Below are 16691 nucleotides of genomic sequence, written 5' to 3' on the forward strand. Positions count from 1 at the left end.
CTGGCGGTGGTGCCGCTGGTGCCGCCGACCGTTGCGCCGACATTGGCGCCCTTGCTGCCGCCGACCGAGACGCCGACGCCAAGCCCGCCGCCACTGCCGCCGACCGAGACGCCCACCCCACCGCTGCCGCCGATGCCCACACTGACCCCGCCCGCGCCAGCCGGAAAGCACAAAGCCACGGCAACAGCGCCACCGGCCAAGGCCTTTGTTAAACTTTTAAAGAAATCCATAATGACGCTCCCCGTGTTGGTTGCCTGTACGCAGGTTGAACAGCATCCGTTACCAATATGATTACGCGAGTGTAGCGTTTTTAGTTTCTGCGAGAATAGGTAGTATTGGAAATCGTTGATATGGCTGCTTGCGGCGATCGGAATATATATTTTGGAATTGGCGGAAAAAATCGAGGATTTGCGGTTAGACTCGGAACCTTAGACAGGCAGGACGAGTGCTCGCATGCGGGAATTTACCGGGCGCATGCCTCAGGCCATCTTGCGACGCCGCTTCGCTAGGCTGCGGTGGAGAATGGACCTCGAGAATGGGGCTCGTACTGCAGAAAAGGGGACGACCCAAGAAACCCGCGACGATCTCCACCGATGTCGGGCGCGTTGTGCGTCACATCGTTCCGCTGCTCGCAGTCGACGGCGTCAGCGCTACCCTTGCGGGCATACCTTCGCCCCGTTTGGCGTTTCTGCCCTTTGGATCGGATGCCGATCGTCCGCTGGCGTTTCGAATCTCTTCAACTTACGCCGAGTTTCGCAAATCCACTTTCATCCCGGCTAACGTTCGAAGGGTTCGCCAAGCGAGGCGACACCGTTCAGCCTGAGCAAGCGGCGGTCCGCCGAGATGACACCGAGCACGACGATCGTAACGAGATAGGGAAGGCTGGAAAGCAGTTGCGATGGCAAGTCCAGACCGGTCGCCTGGGCGGCGAGGCTCATCAGCGAAACCGCGCCGAAGAGGCAGGCACCCAGGAAGATGCGGCCAGCGAGCCACGTACCAAAGACAACGAGTGCGATCGCGATCCAGCCACGTCCGGCAATCATACCGTCCGCCCAAAGGGGCGTGTACACCGCCGCCGCATAGGCGCCGGCAAAACCCGCCATCATGCCACCAAAAGCTATGGCCGCGACACGGATAGCGATGACCGGATAGCCGATGGCGTGGGCTGCCTTGGGATTCTCGCCGATTGCCCTCACGACAAGGCCGACTCTCGTATAGGCAAACATCGCCCAGATCGCAAACGTCACGGCAAGGGAAAGCCATACGACGACGTCCTGGACAAACAGCCTGCCGACTACCGGGATTTCCGAGAGGCCGGGAAAGACAAGTTTCGGGAGCCCCTTCACCGTCAAGCTCTCGTAGCTTTTGCCGAACAGCGCCGAAAGGCCTTGGCCGAGAATGCCGATCGCAAGGCCTGTCGCGACCTGGTTTGCCCGGAATCCGAGTGCCAGCACTGCAAAGACGAGGGACAGGACGGCGCTACCGAGGCCGGCGGCAACGAACCCCAGCAGGTGTCCACCGCCGTGGTAGACGACGATGAACGCGAGCACCGCGCCGAGGGCCATCAGGCCCTCTACGCCGAGGTTAAGAACACCGGCGCGCTCGACCACCAACTCGCCGAGTGCGGCAAGGAGAAAGGGGGTTGCCGCTGCGAGCATGCCCGAAATAATGAACTCGACGGCGTTCATGGCTGGCTCAGGTGATGGGGGCGGCGCCACTCGATGCGGTAGCGCACGAAGGCCACAGCGCCGAGATAGGCGAGCAGCAAGCTGCCTTGGAAGACGCGGACGGCGGCGATCGGCAGGTTTGCCGACACCATCGCATTGTCGCCGCCGATATAGAGGACAGCCATGAAGAGCGCGGAAAAGATGATGCCGACTGGATGCAAGCCGCCGAGATAGGCGACAATGATGGCCGCATAACCGTAGCCGGTCGAGATCGAGCGCTGCAGCTGGCCGAGCGGACCCGCGACTTCCGCCGCGCCTGCCAGTCCCGCCGCCATGCCACCGATCAGAAGCGATAGCCAAATCGCACGCCCTTCGCTGAAGCCGGCGTAACCGGCCGCGCGCGGGGCAAGGCCGCCGACCTTGAGCTTATACCCCATGAAGCTTCGCTGCATGAAAACCCAGGCCACCAGCGAGAGCGCAAGTGTGATGAGCAGCGAGACGTTGACGCGGGTACCGGTGATCAGGGTCGGCACCATCGCGTCGTTCTGAAACATGACGGACTGTGGGAAATTGAAGCCGGCCGGGTCCTTCCATGGGCCGAGCAGCAGGTAGTTGAGGACTTGCGCCGCAACGAGGCTCAGCATCAAGGAGACCAGGATCTCGTTCGCATTGAGCCTGACGCGCCAGAAGGCGGTGATAGATGCCCAAAGTGCACCGCCGAGGGCACCGAGAAGCAGCATCAGCGGCCAGATCCACTGCCCGGTCGCCTGCGGAAACCAGACGGGGATCGCCGAGGCGAAAATAGCGCCCAGGATAAACTGGCCCTCCGCGCCGATGTTGAACACTTTTGCGCGGAAACCGATCGCCAGCCCCTGAGCAATGAGGAGAAGAGGCCCCGCCTTCAGCAGCACCTCCGCGAACGATGCCCAGGAGAGGAACGGCTCGAGAAGCATCGCGTACAGGACGGCCGCCGGATCTCGGCCTATCAGCACATAAAGGCCCAGATTGAGGATGATCGCCATGCCAAGCGCGACAGCAGGGGCCAGCATGGCCGCGACGAGCGAGGCATGCTCCCGGCGGACGAGCGCGGGGAGGAACGTCGCGGCCCAAACGCTCATGCAGGAACCTTCTCTGGCGAGGCATGTGCTCCGATCATGTATCTGCCGATGTCTTCGGGGCGCGTGTCCCGCGTGACCAGAGGCGGACTCAGCATTCCATGATGCAGCACCTGGATGAAATCGCAGAGTTCGAAAAGTTCCTCGAGTTCCTCGGAAATTACGAGGATCGCCACGCCCAGGTTGCGCAACGCGATGAGCCGCCTTCTGATGGCGGATGCAGCGCCAATGTCTACACCCCAGGTCGGCTGCGCCACGAAAAGCAGTTTTGGCGACAGCATCATCTCGCGACCGACGATGAATTTCTGCAAGTTGCCGCCGGACAGCGAGCCCGCTTCGGCATCCGGGCCGGAGGCGCGGACGTCGTACCGACGGATGCATTCGCTGGTGAAAGCCGTCGCTCCGGCGCTGTTGATGAGGCCGCGCCTCACGAGATCGAAAGGATGGGCGGTAAGAACGGTGTTGAGCACGAGCGACATTTCAGGGACCGCGCCGCGTCCCAGCCGGTCTTCGGGCACGAAGGCGAAGCCAAATCTCCTGCGCGCGGCCGCATCGAGTGTGCCTACGTCGCGGCCCATCATGTAAATCCGGTCGCGTTGTTCCTTCAGCAGCATCGCTTCGCCCGAGATGAGCGCGGCAAGCTCGCCTTGGCCATTGCCCGATATTCCGGCTATGCCAAGGATCTCGCCTGATCGTACCGTGAGGCTGATGCCGGAGAGCGGCGTGGCAAAGGGGTCGTCCGGCGTGTAGTCCATGCCGATTATTTCCAGCCGCTTCTCCCCCTCGGGCATGGCCAACGCGGGCATCACCTCGGGCATGTCGCGGCCGATCATCATCCGGGCGAGGTCGTGCGCATCATAGTCGCGTGGGTCGACGGTGCCGATAACGCGCCCTCCACGCAAGACCGTCGCCTGGTCACAGATCGTGCGAATTTCCTCCAGTTTGTGGGAGATGAACAGGATGGACACGCCGCGGTCGCGAAGGCGCCTGAGCGTGTCGAACAGCTTCTTCACCGCCTGCGGCGGCAAGACCGAGGTCGGCTCGTCGAGAATGAGCAGCTTCGGGTCCGTCATCAGGCAGCGGATGATCTCCACCCGCTGCCGTTCGCCGACCGAGAGCGCGTGCACATCGGCGAGAGGATCCACTTCAAGGCCAAAATCCTGGCCGAGGCTGCGGATGCGCGCCGCCAGCTCCGCCTTGCCGCCGGGGACGACGAGCTGGATGTTCTCGACGACAGTCAGCGTCTCGAACAGCGAGAAATGCTGAAAGACCATGCCGATGCCCCTGCGCCGTGCCTCAGCCGGCGAGGCAAGGCGCAGAGGCTCTCCGTTCCAGACGACGGTGCCTTCGTCCGGCTGTTCAACGCCATAGATGAGCTTCATCAGCGTCGATTTGCCCGCCCCATTCTCCCCGAGGATCGCATGGATCGATTGGGGCGCCACGTCCAGATCGATGGCTTGGTTGGCCCGGATCTGGCCGTAGCTCTTCGAGATGCCGCGGAGCGACAGAAGGGGCGGGGTCATGACTTACTTCGGCAGTGGTGTGGTGACACCCTTGACGTGCCAGTCCATCGCGACGATCTCGGGATCCGCTATCGTCGCACCGGCGGCGGCTTCGCTGCCGTCGGCCTTGGTGATTGGACCTGTGAAGGGCGAGAAGCTGCCGTCGGCGATCTTCGCCGCCACTTCCTTGATCTTCGTCATCGTGTCGGCTGGGATATCTGAGTTCCAGTCCACGACCTCCACCACCTTTTCGGCGACGCCGAGGAAGGTGTTGGCGCCCTTGAAAGTTCCGGCGAGATGGGCATCCACGGAAGCCTTGAAGAAGGGCGACCAGTCTGTCGCGATGCAGCCGAGATATTTCTTCGGTGCATATTTCTTCATCGACGAATTGAGGTTGAACACATAGACGCCAGCCTCCTCGCAGGCCGAGATCACGGAGGGTGTGTCCTGCGCGTTCGAGAAGATCACGTCGCAGTTCTGTGCCATCAGCGCCTTGGCGGCTTCCTGTTCCTTGGCCGGGTCGAACCAGGAGTTCACCCAGACGACCGATACCTCGACATCGGGATTTACGGTCTGTGCGCCGAGCGTGAATGCGTTGATCGAGGTGATCAGCTCCGGAATGGCGAAGGCCGAGACGGAGCCGAGCTTGCCGGTCTTGGAAAGAGCTGCGGCGGCTATGCCGAGCAGGTAAGTGCCCTGGAAATACTTCGCCGCGAAGGGCGAGAAATTCGGCGCGGTCTGGAAGCCGGAGGCATGCAGCACGGTGACCCCAGGATCGCGGCGGGCGATCTGTAGTGCACCATTCTGGTAGCCGAATGAGCCGGCGATCAGGAACTTGTTACCGTCGGCGACGGTCTTGTTCATGATCCGGTCGGCGTCCGGCCCTTCGGCGATGTTCTCGATGACGGTGATCTTCACCTTGTCGCCGTAGGCGGCCTTGACCGGCTCGAGGCCGGCGGCGAGCGCATGGCCCCAGCCGACATCGCCGACCGGCGACGGGAGCACGAGCGTGATACCGAGCGGCTCGTCGGCCGCAAAGGCGGGACGGCTGCCAAGCGCGCCGGCAAGCCCTGTCGCGGCAAGGCCCTTCATCAGAGTTCTGCGGGTCAGATAGTTCAGCATGTCAGTTCCCCTGTCTTAAGTTGTTAGAATTCCACCGCGGCAAAGGCGGCTTCCGCGTCCGCAGCAAGCCGGGCCTCGTTCAGCCCGGTAAACGCACCCTTCTCCCAGACGATGCGGCCGTTGATCATGGTCATGTCGGTGGGCATGCCGATACCGACCTTGGCGATCAGGCTCAATGGATCGTGGCGCGTGCCGACATAATCCATGCGGCGCGTGTCGATCGCGAAGAGGTCGGCGGCCATGCCGGGCGACAGTCGGCCGATGTCATTGCGGCCCAGAAGCGCGGCCCCGCCCGTTGTCGCATAGCCGAGGAAATCGACCGGCGCAGGCACGGGATGAGCGCGCGTCGAGGCCGCCAGGCATTGCAGCATGTAGGCGGAATGGATGCAGTGCATGAGGTTGGAATTGTCGTTCGAGGCAGCACCGTCGCAGCCGAGACCGACGCGCAGGCCAAAGGCGGACATGGCGGGAATATCAGTCACCTCCGCGCCCACCAGATAGACCGGCTCAGGGCAATGCGAGACACCGGTGCCGCTCGCCGCCATCAGCCGCAGTTCGTCATGCGTCAGCTCCCAGCAATGGGCATAGAAAGTGTCTCGGCCGGCAAATCCGAGGTCCTCGAGATAGTCCACCGTACGCATGCCATGGCGGGCCTCGATGATCGGGCTTTCGCCCTCGCCGACATGGGTGTGCATCCGCACCCCGCGATCACGCGCCAGCGAAACCGATTCCACGAAGGTCTCGCGGTAGCAGTTGACCGGCTGGCAGGGAGCGACCACGACCTGACGCATGCTGAAGGGACTGGTGTCGTGATAAGTGTCGATGAGGCGTGCGCAGTCGGCAATGAATTCGTCCGTGGTCTCCAGCATCTCGTCTGGAATGGTCGAGCCTTCCGATTTTGGCAGCGTGTTGCCGCCGCGGCCGGCATGGAAACGCATGCCGAGAAGATCGGCCGCTTCGAACTGCCGGTCGATGAGCCGTTTTCCGGCATGGCGCGGAAAATTGTACTGGTGGTCGAAGGCCGTCGTGCAACCGTGCTTTATCATCTCTGCCATCGCCGTGATCGAGGCGTGGTAGAAACAATCCTCGTTGAGCCGGGAGAAGATCGGATAGATCCGGTCGAGCCATTCGATGACCGACAGCTTCGTCCAGTCGAGTTCGGCACGGTTGCGCACAAAGCACTGAAAGAAGTGATGGTGCGTGTTGACGAGGCCGGGATAGACGAACCAGCCGTCGGCGTCCTGCACGATAGTACCGGCCGGCAACTCGCTTCTGTGCAGGCCTTGCCCGATTGCCTCGATCTGCGGGCCATTCGTCAGCACATCGACATTGCGCCGGACGCTCGGACCCCTGCCCTCGTCGGTGATGACCGCTGCGCAATTCTTCAGGAGATAGCCGGTCACCTCACGCCTCGTCCAGCATGGGTCGCGGTTCGGGCCTCAACTCGTGCAGCCGGTGAATACCGGGCATTTCGATGAAATTGTCGAGGCTGCGGAGCGCTCGCGACCAGAGCCGGATCGTGGGATACGGATCGAGGGAAACGCCACCGTCGGGCGCGAGCGCGACATAGGGAAAGCAAGCAATGTCGGCAATCGTCGGCCGGTCGGATGCGAGAAACCGATCGCCACGCATTTTTTGTTCGAAAAGGCCGGCTTCCAGCTCACGTAGTGCCGCTATGCCATTGGCCTGAAGCGCACCGATGTCACCGGGGCGCAGCAGCATCTCATGCAGGCGCGCGCCGCCGAGGTTGGCGGTCAGCCTGTGCGAGAAGGAAAGCCATTGCTGGATGCGCGCCGTCTCCTCAGGGGCGCCGCTGCCGAGCCAGGCCGGTGCTGCCTTCGCGGCGAGATAGCCAAGCATGGCGGAAGACTCGGTCAGGATCAGGTCGCCGTCTTCAAGGATCGGGATGGAGCCTCCCGGATTAAGCGCCATAAGCTCGGGGCCACGATGCTCGGCGCCGGGATGGAAGTCGACCGGGCGGATTTCGAGCTTCACACCTGACAGCGTCGCCATCAGGCGCACCTTGTAGCAACTTGGGGAGAGGATGTAGTCGTAAAGCTTCATTGTGCCACCAATTGCGCGCCGTAGGTATAATTGTGGCGCTTCAGCCAGCGGCGATAGGCGATCGAGGTCAAGTCGGCGCGCGTCGGGATTTCCATGCCGGGATCGAGCGGCAGAAGACGCGGGATCTGGTTTTCGAGGATCGAGCGGTCCTGCAGGAAAATCGTCTGCTGGAAATGGATGAGGTCGGTCTGTGGCGTCTCGTCATCGAAAAGCGCCATCCACGGCCAGACGTCGCAGAGATCCTCGGCAAGCGGTTGGACGAATAGCGCAATGACATCCCATTCGCCCGGGCGCGGCGGGCAGGTCTTGTAGAGGACTGAGCAGGTCGGAGCCGGCACGCGGTACATGTATTCCGTCGTGATACCTCCGCTCGCGGATTTCGCCGCCTGCGGCTGGTAGAACTTCACCTGGGTCGCCCAGACCTCGTCCTCTTCCTCGCGGATCTCGACCTTGTAGTTTTCGACCTCGGTATGCGGCTCCGAGCCGAGGATGTCGGTATGGACGAAGGGGAAGTGCGCGATGTCGAGGAAGTTCTCGACGGCGCGGAGCGGCGAGCAGCGCACCCGCACCACGCCGACATCGACGAAGCGGCGCCCGGGCTGGTCTGCCTCGGGAATCGGAAAGACCGGTTTCTTCGGTTCGCCGAGCGACGACCAGATATGGCCATAGCGCACCGAAACCGGCAGCACGCGCCCGTTTTCGCCTGTCACTTTCGCCGCGCCATTGGCGTCGAGCGCAACCTTGATCGGCTCGTCCATCAGGGTGGTCTCGCGCCCATAGCGGTCGAGCCGGCTGAAAAGCCCGACCGGATACCATTCCTGGCGCATCGCATCGTCGATCATGGCACAGTCCCTTTCGCCTCGATCCCTTCGGCCATGCGCCGAAGGCTCTCGGCGGCTCGCGAGGCCGCGATGCGCTCGGACGCATCGCAATCGGCTGGAACAAGGACGTGGATCAGCGTCTCGCCGGCTTCCTGCGGGATAGGCAGCAGGCGGATTGCCGGCGCGCCGGGTGCCTGCCAGACGCATCCTTCAACGGTGGCCTTCGTACCGGCAGCGACAAAGAGCGCCGAACTTCCGGCGCGGGCCGTCAATGAACGGAGCGGGACGTAACCCTCAAAAAGGGGTGGCTTGCCGTCAGGCTCTCCATCCGCGACCCAGATGATCCCGCCTGCCTCTTCGACCAACCGGGTCGCAACGCGAATCGTCTCCGGCGGCGTGAGGCTGGGATGGGCAGGAATGCGCAGGCACTGACCGGCCTGCGAATAGGTCCAGCCGTGATAGATGCAGGAGAGCGCCTCGCCGCGCACGAAGCCATGGGAGAGGCGCATGCCGCGATGCGGACAGCGATCCGCCGATGCCGCCAAGCGCCCCGATTGGCTTCGCCAGAGGGCAATGGGACCGGCGGGCGTCCGCGCCGGCATTACCTGTCCTGTTGGCAGATCCTGGGTAAGGGCGACCGGCACCCAGGTGTCCGTCTTGTCGGACAGCATGACCTTACTTTCCGTACTGATACTACTGTTTCCCGACCAGAGAGATGCCGGCGCAAGGAGTTGGCGAACCGCTCGATGCGGCTGACGTATGCATAATAATTTCGCAATTGCAATATTGGTTAAATTAAGTGCAAACCGAGGTAACCACACGCAAAGCTATATGTTTTTTTGCTCGACAGGCGCGCGGTCGATCGTCTCGACCCAGACCTCAACGGGCCCAAGCGAACATCCCATCTCCATCATGTCGATCAGCTCCGCCGCACCGGCAATATCGAGTTCGATGCGATCGGTGCTTGCATGAGCGATGTGGTGCGCGAGACCGAGCTTGGCCGCATGGCGCATGATCCAGGGCACGAAGGACGCGGGTTCGAGGTGGCCGCGAATGGTCATCCGCTCATGCAAGCGGTGTTGACTTTGCTTCATCACGAACGGAACGCGCGCCTTGGTGTCACGGTCAGCAGCATAGCGTCTGACTGAACGGGCGGAAGTGGTAATCGACGCGCCAATAACACCGAATATCGACTGATCGCCCGTGCCTAGACCCGGGCACTCATGCATGTCGCCCAGAAGTGAGCCGCGGTCCTGGGACAACGACATGCATTAAAACAAAGACTTCAAGCGCGTCGCATGAATCCGTTCAGCGTGACGGGCTTTAGGGTTATCTGAGCTATTGTAATACATCGGTAAGTGGCGCACCCGACAGGATTCGAACCTGTGACCTCTGCCTTCGGAGGGCAGCGCTCTATCCAGCTGAGCTACGGGTGCCTTCAAGGAACCTGAAAACGAACCAGCCGATAGGCCGGCCAGCCACGGCTTCTTAGCGGAAGCCGCGCCGGGCTTCAACGGGCAATTGGCGTGGCGATATTTTTCGAAGCCACGTCGCGCGGCTTGGCAACTTCGCGTCCGCCCTGCAGCCTCAGCCCGGGACTCACCCCGCCACCTCCACCTTCGCCACCCGCCTGCGCACCCTGCGCGGCGCCCGCTTCGCCTTCTTCGCGCCGGTCAGTTCGTGCATCGCATCCAGCTGCATCTGCTGCATTTCGGCCAGCCGCGTCCATTGGCGCGAGATCAGATAGTCGAGCTTTTCGTGCAAATGGCGCACTTCCAGCTCGGCTTTCAGGTTGACCCGGTAGTCGTTGAACGAGCGCAGGCGATCCTTGGCCTCCGTCCGTCTCTGGCTCATCATGATGATCGGCGCCTGGATGGCGGCGATGCAGGAGAGCAGCAGGTTGAGCAGGATGAAGGGGTAGGGGTCGAAGGCGCTGCTCACGCCCGCGATCAAATTGATGCCGATCCACACCGCAAGCACGCTGCCGAACGAGATCAGGAACCACCAGCTGCCGCCGAAAGCCGCCATGTTGTCGGAGACGCGGTCGGCGAACGAGCGGTGCTCCTCGAACTCCTCTTCCGAGTTTTCCGAAATCGTGTCCTGCCTGGCGATCGATTCGACCACCTGGCGGTCGAGCTCGGAGAATTCGCCATGCTCCTGCTGCAGCAACTCCTCCATGTAGCGCATGCGGTAGCGGCCGAGCTCTTCGCGGCNGAGAATTCGCCATGCTCCTGCTGCAGCAACTCCTCCATGTAGCGCATGCGGTAGCGGCCGAGCTCTTCGCGGCTGATGCGGGCGCCGCGCGGCAGGTCGGGATGGTCGGAGCGGATGCGGTCGGCCAGGCTTGGCCGCAGGTCGTCGATGCGCACCAGGTCGCGCTTGCGGAACTTTCTACCTGATATCGCCGACGGTTTTCGCTTCGGCTTCAGGCGGCCGTGGGGTTCGGAGTCCGGCACATCGGGCGCTTCCAGCGCCTCGTCGGCAGCCAGTTCGGCGTCGTGATCGCCGATGGGCGGCGCCTCGAAATACTCGCCGCCGCTGTCGTTTCCATTGTCGGCCTGTTCGGATGGGTTTGGGCTCATGATGCCGGCTCCTGCTGTCGCGCCCACGATACGCCAAGGCGAGGCGGCATAGCCACTGTGGCGGTGAAGATTGGGGGCTTGTGCAAGCGCTTGTGATGAATGCCTGCTGCAATTGCCTGTGGCGGCGCAGCCCCCCGGGGCCTCGCTCGCCTGCTGCTCGGCAACCAGACCGCCGAAGTGCTGTTGCCGACGGAGGTCGCGCCTGCTGCAGAGTTAAGATGAGGCAGCGATCCTTCACGACCCCCCTCTGTCCTGCCGGACATCTCCCCCTCAAGGGGGGAGATCAGATGTCGCCATGGCTTCGCCAAACACGAAAAAGAGGCGAGACGCCGAAGCTGCTAATCTCCCCACTTGAGGGGGAGATGGCCGGCAGGCCAGAGGGGGGTGCTGTCCCGCCGGCGTTTCAGAGTTCCCCCACTCAACGACGGGTTCTATTGCGGCGGTAAACCAGGTAACTGCGACCCCTGCGCCGGCAAACCAGGCGGCGGCAGGCCGGGCGACGCGGCCGGCTGATCTCCCGCAAACATCAGCCGCGTCTTCGTATCGGCCAGCGTCGGCGAAAGACTGCGCTGGATCAGCGCTTCGACATGGTCGTTGCGCTGGCGTGCGCTGTCGGCGCCCATCACCACGGCGATCAGATGCCGGCCGTCGGCATTGTAGGACGTGACGATATTGTAGCCGGATGCCCTGATATAGCCGGTCTTGATGCCGTCGACGCCGCGCACCCGGCCGAGCATGTCGTTGTGGCCGCGCACCAGCCGACCGCGGAACATGAAGTCGCTTTCGGAGAAATAGTGGAACTGCTGCGGGAAGCGGGCGCGCAGCGCCATCCCCAGCGTCGCCATGTCGCGCGCCGATGTGTGCTGGCCATCGTCGGGCAGGCCGGAGGCATTGCGGAAGACGGTGCTGCTCATGCCGATCTGGCGCGCCTTCGAGGTCATCATGGCGGCGAACTGGTCCTCCGAGCCGCCGAGATATTCGCCCACCGCCACCGCCACGTCATTGGCCGACTTGACCACGATCGCTCGGATCGCCGAATCGACATCGATGCTCTCGCCGCGCTTGAAGCGCAATTTGGTCGGCGGCTGCCGGGCGGCATTGTCGGAGACCGGGATCTGCGTTTCCTTCGAGACGCGGCCGGACTCCAGCGCCTCGAACAGCAGGTACAGCGTCATCATCTTGGTCAGCGACGCCGGATAGCGTTGCGCCCTCGAACTGACTTCGAACAGCGTCTTGCCACTGCCGGCATCGATTACGATGGCGGCATATTTCTCCTGCGGCGCCGGCACCGCCAGCAGGCTGTCGGGCGGTGCGGTGGTGCTGCAGCCGGCCACGAAGACGAGCAGCAGGAGGGCTGCGAGAAATTTTTGGACGAGGGAGCGGAAATGGAAGTTTGGCAAGGCAAGTCCGGCGTTGCTGAGAGGGCCGGAACCTAGCCTAACCCATTGTGTTCGTCCATTTGGTTAACGGCGGAGCTGCCGATGACGCTGCCAATCTCCCCCGCAAGGGGGGAGATCAGATGTCGCTTCGGCTTCGCCAATCATCGGCGCTGAAACGGCAACCTCGACATCCGCCCACCCGCCCGAAATCGCCTGCTTCCTGTCCTGTTTTGCCTGCGGGGTCGCGGTGCTGCTATAGAGGCGGCAATTGCTTGGGGGATTTGACAATGACCGGTGACATCGGCGCGGCTGCGCCATCTCTTATCAGGGCTTCGCTCAGCCGCACCGGCAAATGGGCCGGCAGCGTCGCTTTCATCGGCGGCGCTGCTTCCGACATCCTCAATCCGCTGGCGCCATTCGCCGCCTATATCGCGCTGGTCGCTTCGGTTGCCGCCGCCATCATCGCCATTGCCATCGTTCTGCGGCTGGTGCTGGCCGCCAAGGCGCTGCCGGCGCTGATCTTTGCCACCAGCGCTGCCGCCGTCGCCGGCGGCGTCTATGGCCTGCAGCAGCAGACCAATTCGCAGAACGGTGTGATCGCCGGCCTGGTACCGGCCATCGCCCAGTTGCAGCAGCAGATGGGCATCGTCTCGGCCAGGGTGGCCAGGATCGAGCAAACGGTAACCGAGACGAAGCTGACGGTCGACCAGGTCAAGCAATCGACCGACGCGGTGGCGAAGAAGACCGAGGAAATTGCGTCGACCCAGCAGCAGCAGGCTGAGCAGGGCGCGCAGACGCAAAAGTCGGTAGAGGCGGTCAAGCAGACGACCGAAACGCTTGCTGCCGGCCAGCAGAAACAGGCCGAGCAGGCCGACAAGCTTCAGGCGACCACCCAGCAGATCGCCGCCTCGATCGACACCATCGCCAAGGGCTTTGCCGCATTGGCCGCGCAGGGCGGGACGATCGCCGAGCCGAAGCGGCCGGACGAATTCTACCACAATGCCCGCGTCTACGAGCTTTCCGGCGACATGCTGAATGCGCGGCGCTCCTATCTCGCTTTCGCCGGTTTCGACGTCGACGCCGTCGATCCCTACACACGCTTTGCCACCCTGCTGCGCGTGCAGGACGGCAAGGCCGGCGCCCGCGAAGTGTTCGGCGCCCTGGCCGACAAGGCCAAGGCGCTGTCGATCAAGCTGGTCCATATCCTGCAGTTCGACGATGCCCAACGTCTCGACAAGCTCAACGCCTTCATCGCGGCCAATCCGGATTTCGCACCGGCCTATTACCTGCTCGCGCAGGAGTTTTCCGAGGATCGCCTCGGCGTCCAGTCGCTGTCCGACAAGCGCAGCGAGGCCGAGGCGCTGACCAGGTTCGTCTCCTATGAAAAGGAAGGCGGGCTGCTCAAATATTTCGTCGACCAGACGCAGCTCGCCGACTGGCTCGACCGCAGCCGTACCCGCCTGACGGCGCTTGGCGACGTGCTCGACCCAGCACGCTTTGCCCCGACGCTGACGCCGATGCGCTCCAATGCCGGCTGGACGATCTCCATCTCGCTGCCCGAGGCCGCGACCGGCATTTCCTGGCGCATGGGTGTGTCAGGTCCGTTCACCGACACCGGGCTGATGGCGATGAACGACCAGCGCACCGGCAAGCCGATGCCCAATCCGAGCTTCGAATTGCCCGACAGCACCACGGCCACCACCATCGGGGTCAAGTATCTCGATCTCAGGGGCCGCGAGACCGGGCCGTTCGACATAAGTTTCGATCCGGACGCGGCGCTGCAACAGGGCAACAAACAGATCCTCGACCAGTTCTGGACGTCGTGGATCGCCTTCGGCGCCAGCGGCAATCACGGCCTGGTCTATTTCTCCCAGATGCTGTCATTCCGCTGCGGCATCAAGGAGGTGCGCTACAGCCTGAACGGCACGGCGCTCGACAGGGAGATCAAGCTGCCGCCTTGCGACAAGAAGGACCCGTACGCCATTCCTTATGACTACCAGCCTTACTTCAAGGTCGCCGACAACGTGACGTCGATGGCGGTGCAGGTCACCTACACCGACGGCACCAAGTCGCCGGTGCGCGAGTATAAGCGGCAGTAGGCGCCCACCCTCCCCCATGTGGGGAGGGTCGATCCGCGTAGCGGATCGGGGTGGGGGTCCTCGTAGGGCGCTACCNGTAGGCGCCCACCCTCCCCCATGTGGGGAGGGTCGATCCGCGTAGCGGATCGGGGTGGGGGTCCTCGTAGGGCGCTACCCCCACCCCGTCGATCGATCTCCGCTTCGCTCCGATCGCTCGCCGACCCTCCCCACAAGGGGGAGGGTAAAAATCGCCCTGATGCAAAATGCCGGTCGCTGTGCTTGCGCATCCCTCGCGGAGCGGGTTTGTTCGCTGCCATCAGAATCAGCAGGTGCGCGGATGGATACGGTCACGATCAAGGCAAAGGGCATTTCGGTCACGCTCGATCTCACTGTCGGCCATATCGCCGACATAACGGTCGACAGCGATGGCCGCCAGCTGAAGCCGCTGCACCGCGCGCCCTGGATCGATGCCGGCGAGACGCTGCCGCCGGATCTGCCTCAAGGCACGGTGCGGCTGTCGGGCGATTTCCTATGCGCACCGTTTTCGGCCAGCGACATCGAGGCCGCACCGCTGCATGGCTGGCCGGCCAACAGCGCCTGGGATGTCACCGCCAGCGAAGCGACATCCGACGGCTGGCGGGCCGTCTTCCGGTTGCGCCGCACGGTGATGGGCGCGACGGTCGACAAGATCTTCACGCTCCGCAACAGTCATCCCTTTCTCTATCAGGAGCATGTCTTTTCCGGCGGTTCCGGAGCGGTCTCCGCCGCCCACCATCCGATGGCGGCGATGCGCGATGGCGGCCGGCTGGCCTTTTCGCCGAAGCGCTTTGCCGGGACACTGGACGCACCGCTGGAGCCCGATCCGGCCCGCGGCCGCTTCAAGCTTTCCTATCCCGCCCGCTCGACCGATCTGACGCGCTTTCCAGCCACTGGCGGCGGCACGCTCGATCTCACCGACTACCGCATGGAGGATGAGCGCGAGGATTTCATCACCCTGGTCGAAGCCGATCATGACGGTCCGGGCTGGACGGCGCTGGCGCGCCGGGCCGAACAGGATCTGGTGCTGGTGCTGAAGAACCCGGCGGAGCTTCCGGTCACCATGCTGTGGTTCAGCAATGGCGGCCGCGACTACGCGCCGTGGAGCAGCCGCCATCGCGGCGTGCTCGGCATCGAGGACGGCCGCGCCGCCATCGGCCATGCCGCATCGATCGACGACAATTGGCTGAAGCGCGAAGGGGTCGCGACCGCTTTTACCCTCGGCGGCGAAGTCTCCTTCCGCCATGTCATCGGCACGCTGCCGCTGGCGAGCGGCGAGCCGCCGCGCGCTATCGGGACAGCCTCAGGTCACATGCATCTCACCGGAGCCGATGGTTCGACCCGCGATGTCGCATTCGACAGCGATTTCCTGCGGATCGGCCAGCCCGGCTGATTTTCGAACGCTGGCCCTGCCCCTCACCTGCCTGCCGGCATCCTCGACACACGGCACATGGAGCTTGTCCGCCGCACCGCCGCGCCAACCAATCTGCTTGGCGCTGCGGCGGACGCATAGGGGGAGAAGTGTTACCCATCTATCGGCTGCACACCGGCAGGGCGACGAGGGGCAGCGCTGACGTGGCGGATGTCGTGAGATTGCCCAAATCGCGGTTTGAAATTTCCTCAAACTGCCGACAAGATGCAAAGCATAGCTGGAAGCGCCCAATGTCCGAAATCGCCCATCTCGCCGCCACCATCTTCAAGCGCGCCGGCAAGGCGAAACGCTTCATCGTCGCCATTGCCGGCCCGCCCGGCGCCGGCAAGTCGACGCTCTCGGCCGGCCTGCATGATCTGTTGCCGGAGGGCGCGGCTGAAGTCGTGCCGATGGACGGCTTCCACTATGACGACATCGTGCTCGACCAGCGCGGCCTGCGGTCAAGAAAGGGCGCGCCGGAGACTTTCGACTTCGCCGGCTTCGAGACGCTGTTGAAGCGCATCCGTTCGGGCGAGCCAGACATCGCCATTCCGGTGTTCGACCGCAGCATGGAATTGTCGCGCGCCGCCGCCTCCATCGTTGCCGCCGAGACCAAGTTCATCCTGGTCGAAGGCAATTACCTCCTGCTGGACGAGGAGCCGTGGTCGCGGCTGGCGCCGCTGTTCGACTTCACCATCTTTGTCGATGTGCCGCGTGCCGAACTCGAGCGCCGCCTTCTGGTGCGCTGGCACGAGCACGGCCGCTCCGACGAAGACGCCCGCGCCTGGATCGCTTCCAACGACATGCCCAACATCGATCGCGTGCTCGGCCGTCGCAGGTCCGCCGACCTGGTTGTTGGCGATCCCGCATAGTTCGCTGGACTTCGGAACGGGAACCTTAAGACTTTCAGGTCG

14 protein-coding genes, 1 tRNA gene and 1 pseudogene are annotated in these 16691 nt (G+C 63.4%); 3 read left to right on the plus strand and 13 right to left on the minus strand.

The features are described 5' to 3' along the window. The 13 genes and pseudogenes from X733_RS1000000169785 to X733_RS141625 form a co-directional block, all read right to left on the minus strand. Positions 1–230, minus strand: a 230-nt coding sequence (locus tag X733_RS1000000169785; RefSeq protein ID WP_196813767.1) for a hypothetical protein, incomplete at its 3' end; no start/stop codon positions are given. Between the two features lie 546 nt (positions 231–776). Then, positions 777–1688 carry an ABC transporter permease gene (locus tag X733_RS141675; protein WP_023734807.1) on the minus strand — a complete coding sequence of 304 codons (912 nt, stop codon included), beginning with the start codon at positions 1686–1688 and terminating at the stop codon, positions 777–779. After that, entirely contained in the window at positions 1685–2785 is a 1101-nt protein-coding gene (locus X733_RS141670; protein ID WP_023695008.1) for an ABC transporter permease, read from the minus strand. The genes X733_RS141675 and X733_RS141670 overlap by 4 nt, the downstream gene beginning before the upstream one ends. Beyond that, positions 2782–4305 carry an ABC transporter ATP-binding protein gene (locus tag X733_RS141665; protein WP_023819708.1) on the minus strand — a complete coding sequence of 508 codons (1524 nt, stop codon included), beginning with the start codon at positions 4303–4305 and terminating at the stop codon, positions 2782–2784. Before X733_RS141665 ends, X733_RS141670 begins: the two co-directional genes overlap by 4 nt. 3 nt (positions 4306–4308) lie before the next feature. Continuing rightward, positions 4309–5403 carry a BMP family ABC transporter substrate-binding protein gene (locus X733_RS141660; protein ID WP_196813771.1) on the minus strand — a complete coding sequence of 365 codons (1095 nt, stop codon included), beginning with the start codon at positions 5401–5403 and terminating at the stop codon, positions 4309–4311. Positions 5404–5429: 26 nt separating this feature from the next. Continuing rightward, complete coding sequence (locus tag X733_RS141655) at positions 5430–6809, minus strand: amidohydrolase (RefSeq protein ID WP_023689144.1); 1380 nt, start codon at positions 6807–6809, stop codon at positions 5430–5432. A 1-nt stretch (position 6810) separates the two neighbouring features. Beyond that, entirely contained in the window at positions 6811–7470 is a 660-nt protein-coding gene (locus X733_RS141650) for a glutathione S-transferase family protein (protein WP_023819710.1), read from the minus strand. After that, positions 7467–8312: an aromatic ring-hydroxylating dioxygenase subunit alpha gene (locus X733_RS141645; protein WP_023819711.1), complete on the minus strand. Its 846-nt coding sequence runs from the start codon at positions 8310–8312 to the stop codon at positions 7467–7469. Before X733_RS141645 ends, X733_RS141650 begins: the two co-directional genes overlap by 4 nt. Then, on the minus strand, positions 8309–8962 hold the full coding sequence (locus tag X733_RS141640) for a Rieske 2Fe-2S domain-containing protein (RefSeq protein WP_023819712.1): 654 nt from the start codon (positions 8960–8962) through the stop codon (positions 8309–8311). The genes X733_RS141645 and X733_RS141640 overlap by 4 nt, the downstream gene beginning before the upstream one ends. A 156-nt stretch (positions 8963–9118) precedes the next feature. Then, positions 9119–9385: an acylphosphatase gene (locus X733_RS141635; RefSeq protein WP_023819713.1), complete on the minus strand. Its 267-nt coding sequence runs from the start codon at positions 9383–9385 to the stop codon at positions 9119–9121. Between the two features lie 265 nt (positions 9386–9650). Next, positions 9651–9727 (minus strand) — tRNA-Arg (locus X733_RS141630). A 163-nt stretch (positions 9728–9890) separates the two neighbouring features. Further along, positions 9891–10873, minus strand: a pseudogene (locus X733_RS01000000166545) (DUF1003 domain-containing protein). A gap of 431 nt (positions 10874–11304) precedes the next feature. Continuing rightward, positions 11305–12273 carry a D-alanyl-D-alanine carboxypeptidase family protein gene (locus X733_RS141625; RefSeq protein WP_023819714.1) on the minus strand — a complete coding sequence of 323 codons (969 nt, stop codon included), beginning with the start codon at positions 12271–12273 and terminating at the stop codon, positions 11305–11307. A 266-nt stretch (positions 12274–12539) separates the two neighbouring features. Between X733_RS141625 and X733_RS0135500 the strand changes: the two genes are divergently transcribed. The 3 genes from X733_RS0135500 (at position 12540) to X733_RS141615 (ending at position 16649) form a co-directional block, all read left to right on the plus strand. After that, positions 12540–14351, plus strand: coding sequence for a chemotaxis protein (locus X733_RS0135500; RefSeq protein ID WP_031193887.1), 1812 nt, complete (start codon positions 12540–12542; stop codon positions 14349–14351). Between the two features lie 316 nt (positions 14352–14667). Further along, positions 14668–15759 carry a hypothetical protein gene (locus tag X733_RS141620; RefSeq protein ID WP_023819716.1) on the plus strand — a complete coding sequence of 364 codons (1092 nt, stop codon included), beginning with the start codon at positions 14668–14670 and terminating at the stop codon, positions 15757–15759. Between the two features lie 269 nt (positions 15760–16028). Then, on the plus strand, positions 16029–16649 hold the full coding sequence (locus X733_RS141615) for a nucleoside triphosphate hydrolase (protein WP_023671222.1): 621 nt from the start codon (positions 16029–16031) through the stop codon (positions 16647–16649). The last annotated feature ends 42 nt before the right edge of the window (positions 16650–16691 follow it).

The organism is Mesorhizobium sp. L2C066B000, from assembly GCF_000502335.1.
Classification (GTDB): domain Bacteria; phylum Pseudomonadota; class Alphaproteobacteria; order Rhizobiales; family Rhizobiaceae; genus Mesorhizobium.

What these genes read in the sequence shown, in the direction of transcription:
- X733_RS0135500 (WP_031193887.1), top strand. Translation starts at nt 12,540, where the DNA reads ATGACCGGTGACATCGGCGCGGCTGCGCCATCTCTTATCAGGGCTTCG.
- X733_RS141635 (WP_023819713.1), bottom strand. Translation starts at nt 9,385, where the DNA reads ATGAAGCAAAGTCAACACCGCTTGCATGAGCGGATGACCATTCGCGGC.
- X733_RS141675 (WP_023734807.1), bottom strand. Translation starts at nt 1,688, where the DNA reads ATGAACGCCGTCGAGTTCATTATTTCGGGCATGCTCGCAGCGGCAACC.
- X733_RS141615 (WP_023671222.1), top strand. Translation starts at nt 16,029, where the DNA reads ATGTCCGAAATCGCCCATCTCGCCGCCACCATCTTCAAGCGCGCCGGC.
- X733_RS141620 (WP_023819716.1), top strand. Translation starts at nt 14,668, where the DNA reads ATGGATACGGTCACGATCAAGGCAAAGGGCATTTCGGTCACGCTCGAT.
- X733_RS141640 (WP_023819712.1), bottom strand. Translation starts at nt 8,962, where the DNA reads ATGCTGTCCGACAAGACGGACACCTGGGTGCCGGTCGCCCTTACCCAG.
- X733_RS141650 (WP_023819710.1), bottom strand. Translation starts at nt 7,470, where the DNA reads ATGAAGCTTTACGACTACATCCTCTCCCCAAGTTGCTACAAGGTGCGC.
- X733_RS141645 (WP_023819711.1), bottom strand. Translation starts at nt 8,312, where the DNA reads ATGATCGACGATGCGATGCGCCAGGAATGGTATCCGGTCGGGCTTTTC.
- X733_RS141670 (WP_023695008.1), bottom strand. Translation starts at nt 2,785, where the DNA reads ATGAGCGTTTGGGCCGCGACGTTCCTCCCCGCGCTCGTCCGCCGGGAG.
- X733_RS141665 (WP_023819708.1), bottom strand. Translation starts at nt 4,305, where the DNA reads ATGACCCCGCCCCTTCTGTCGCTCCGCGGCATCTCGAAGAGCTACGGC.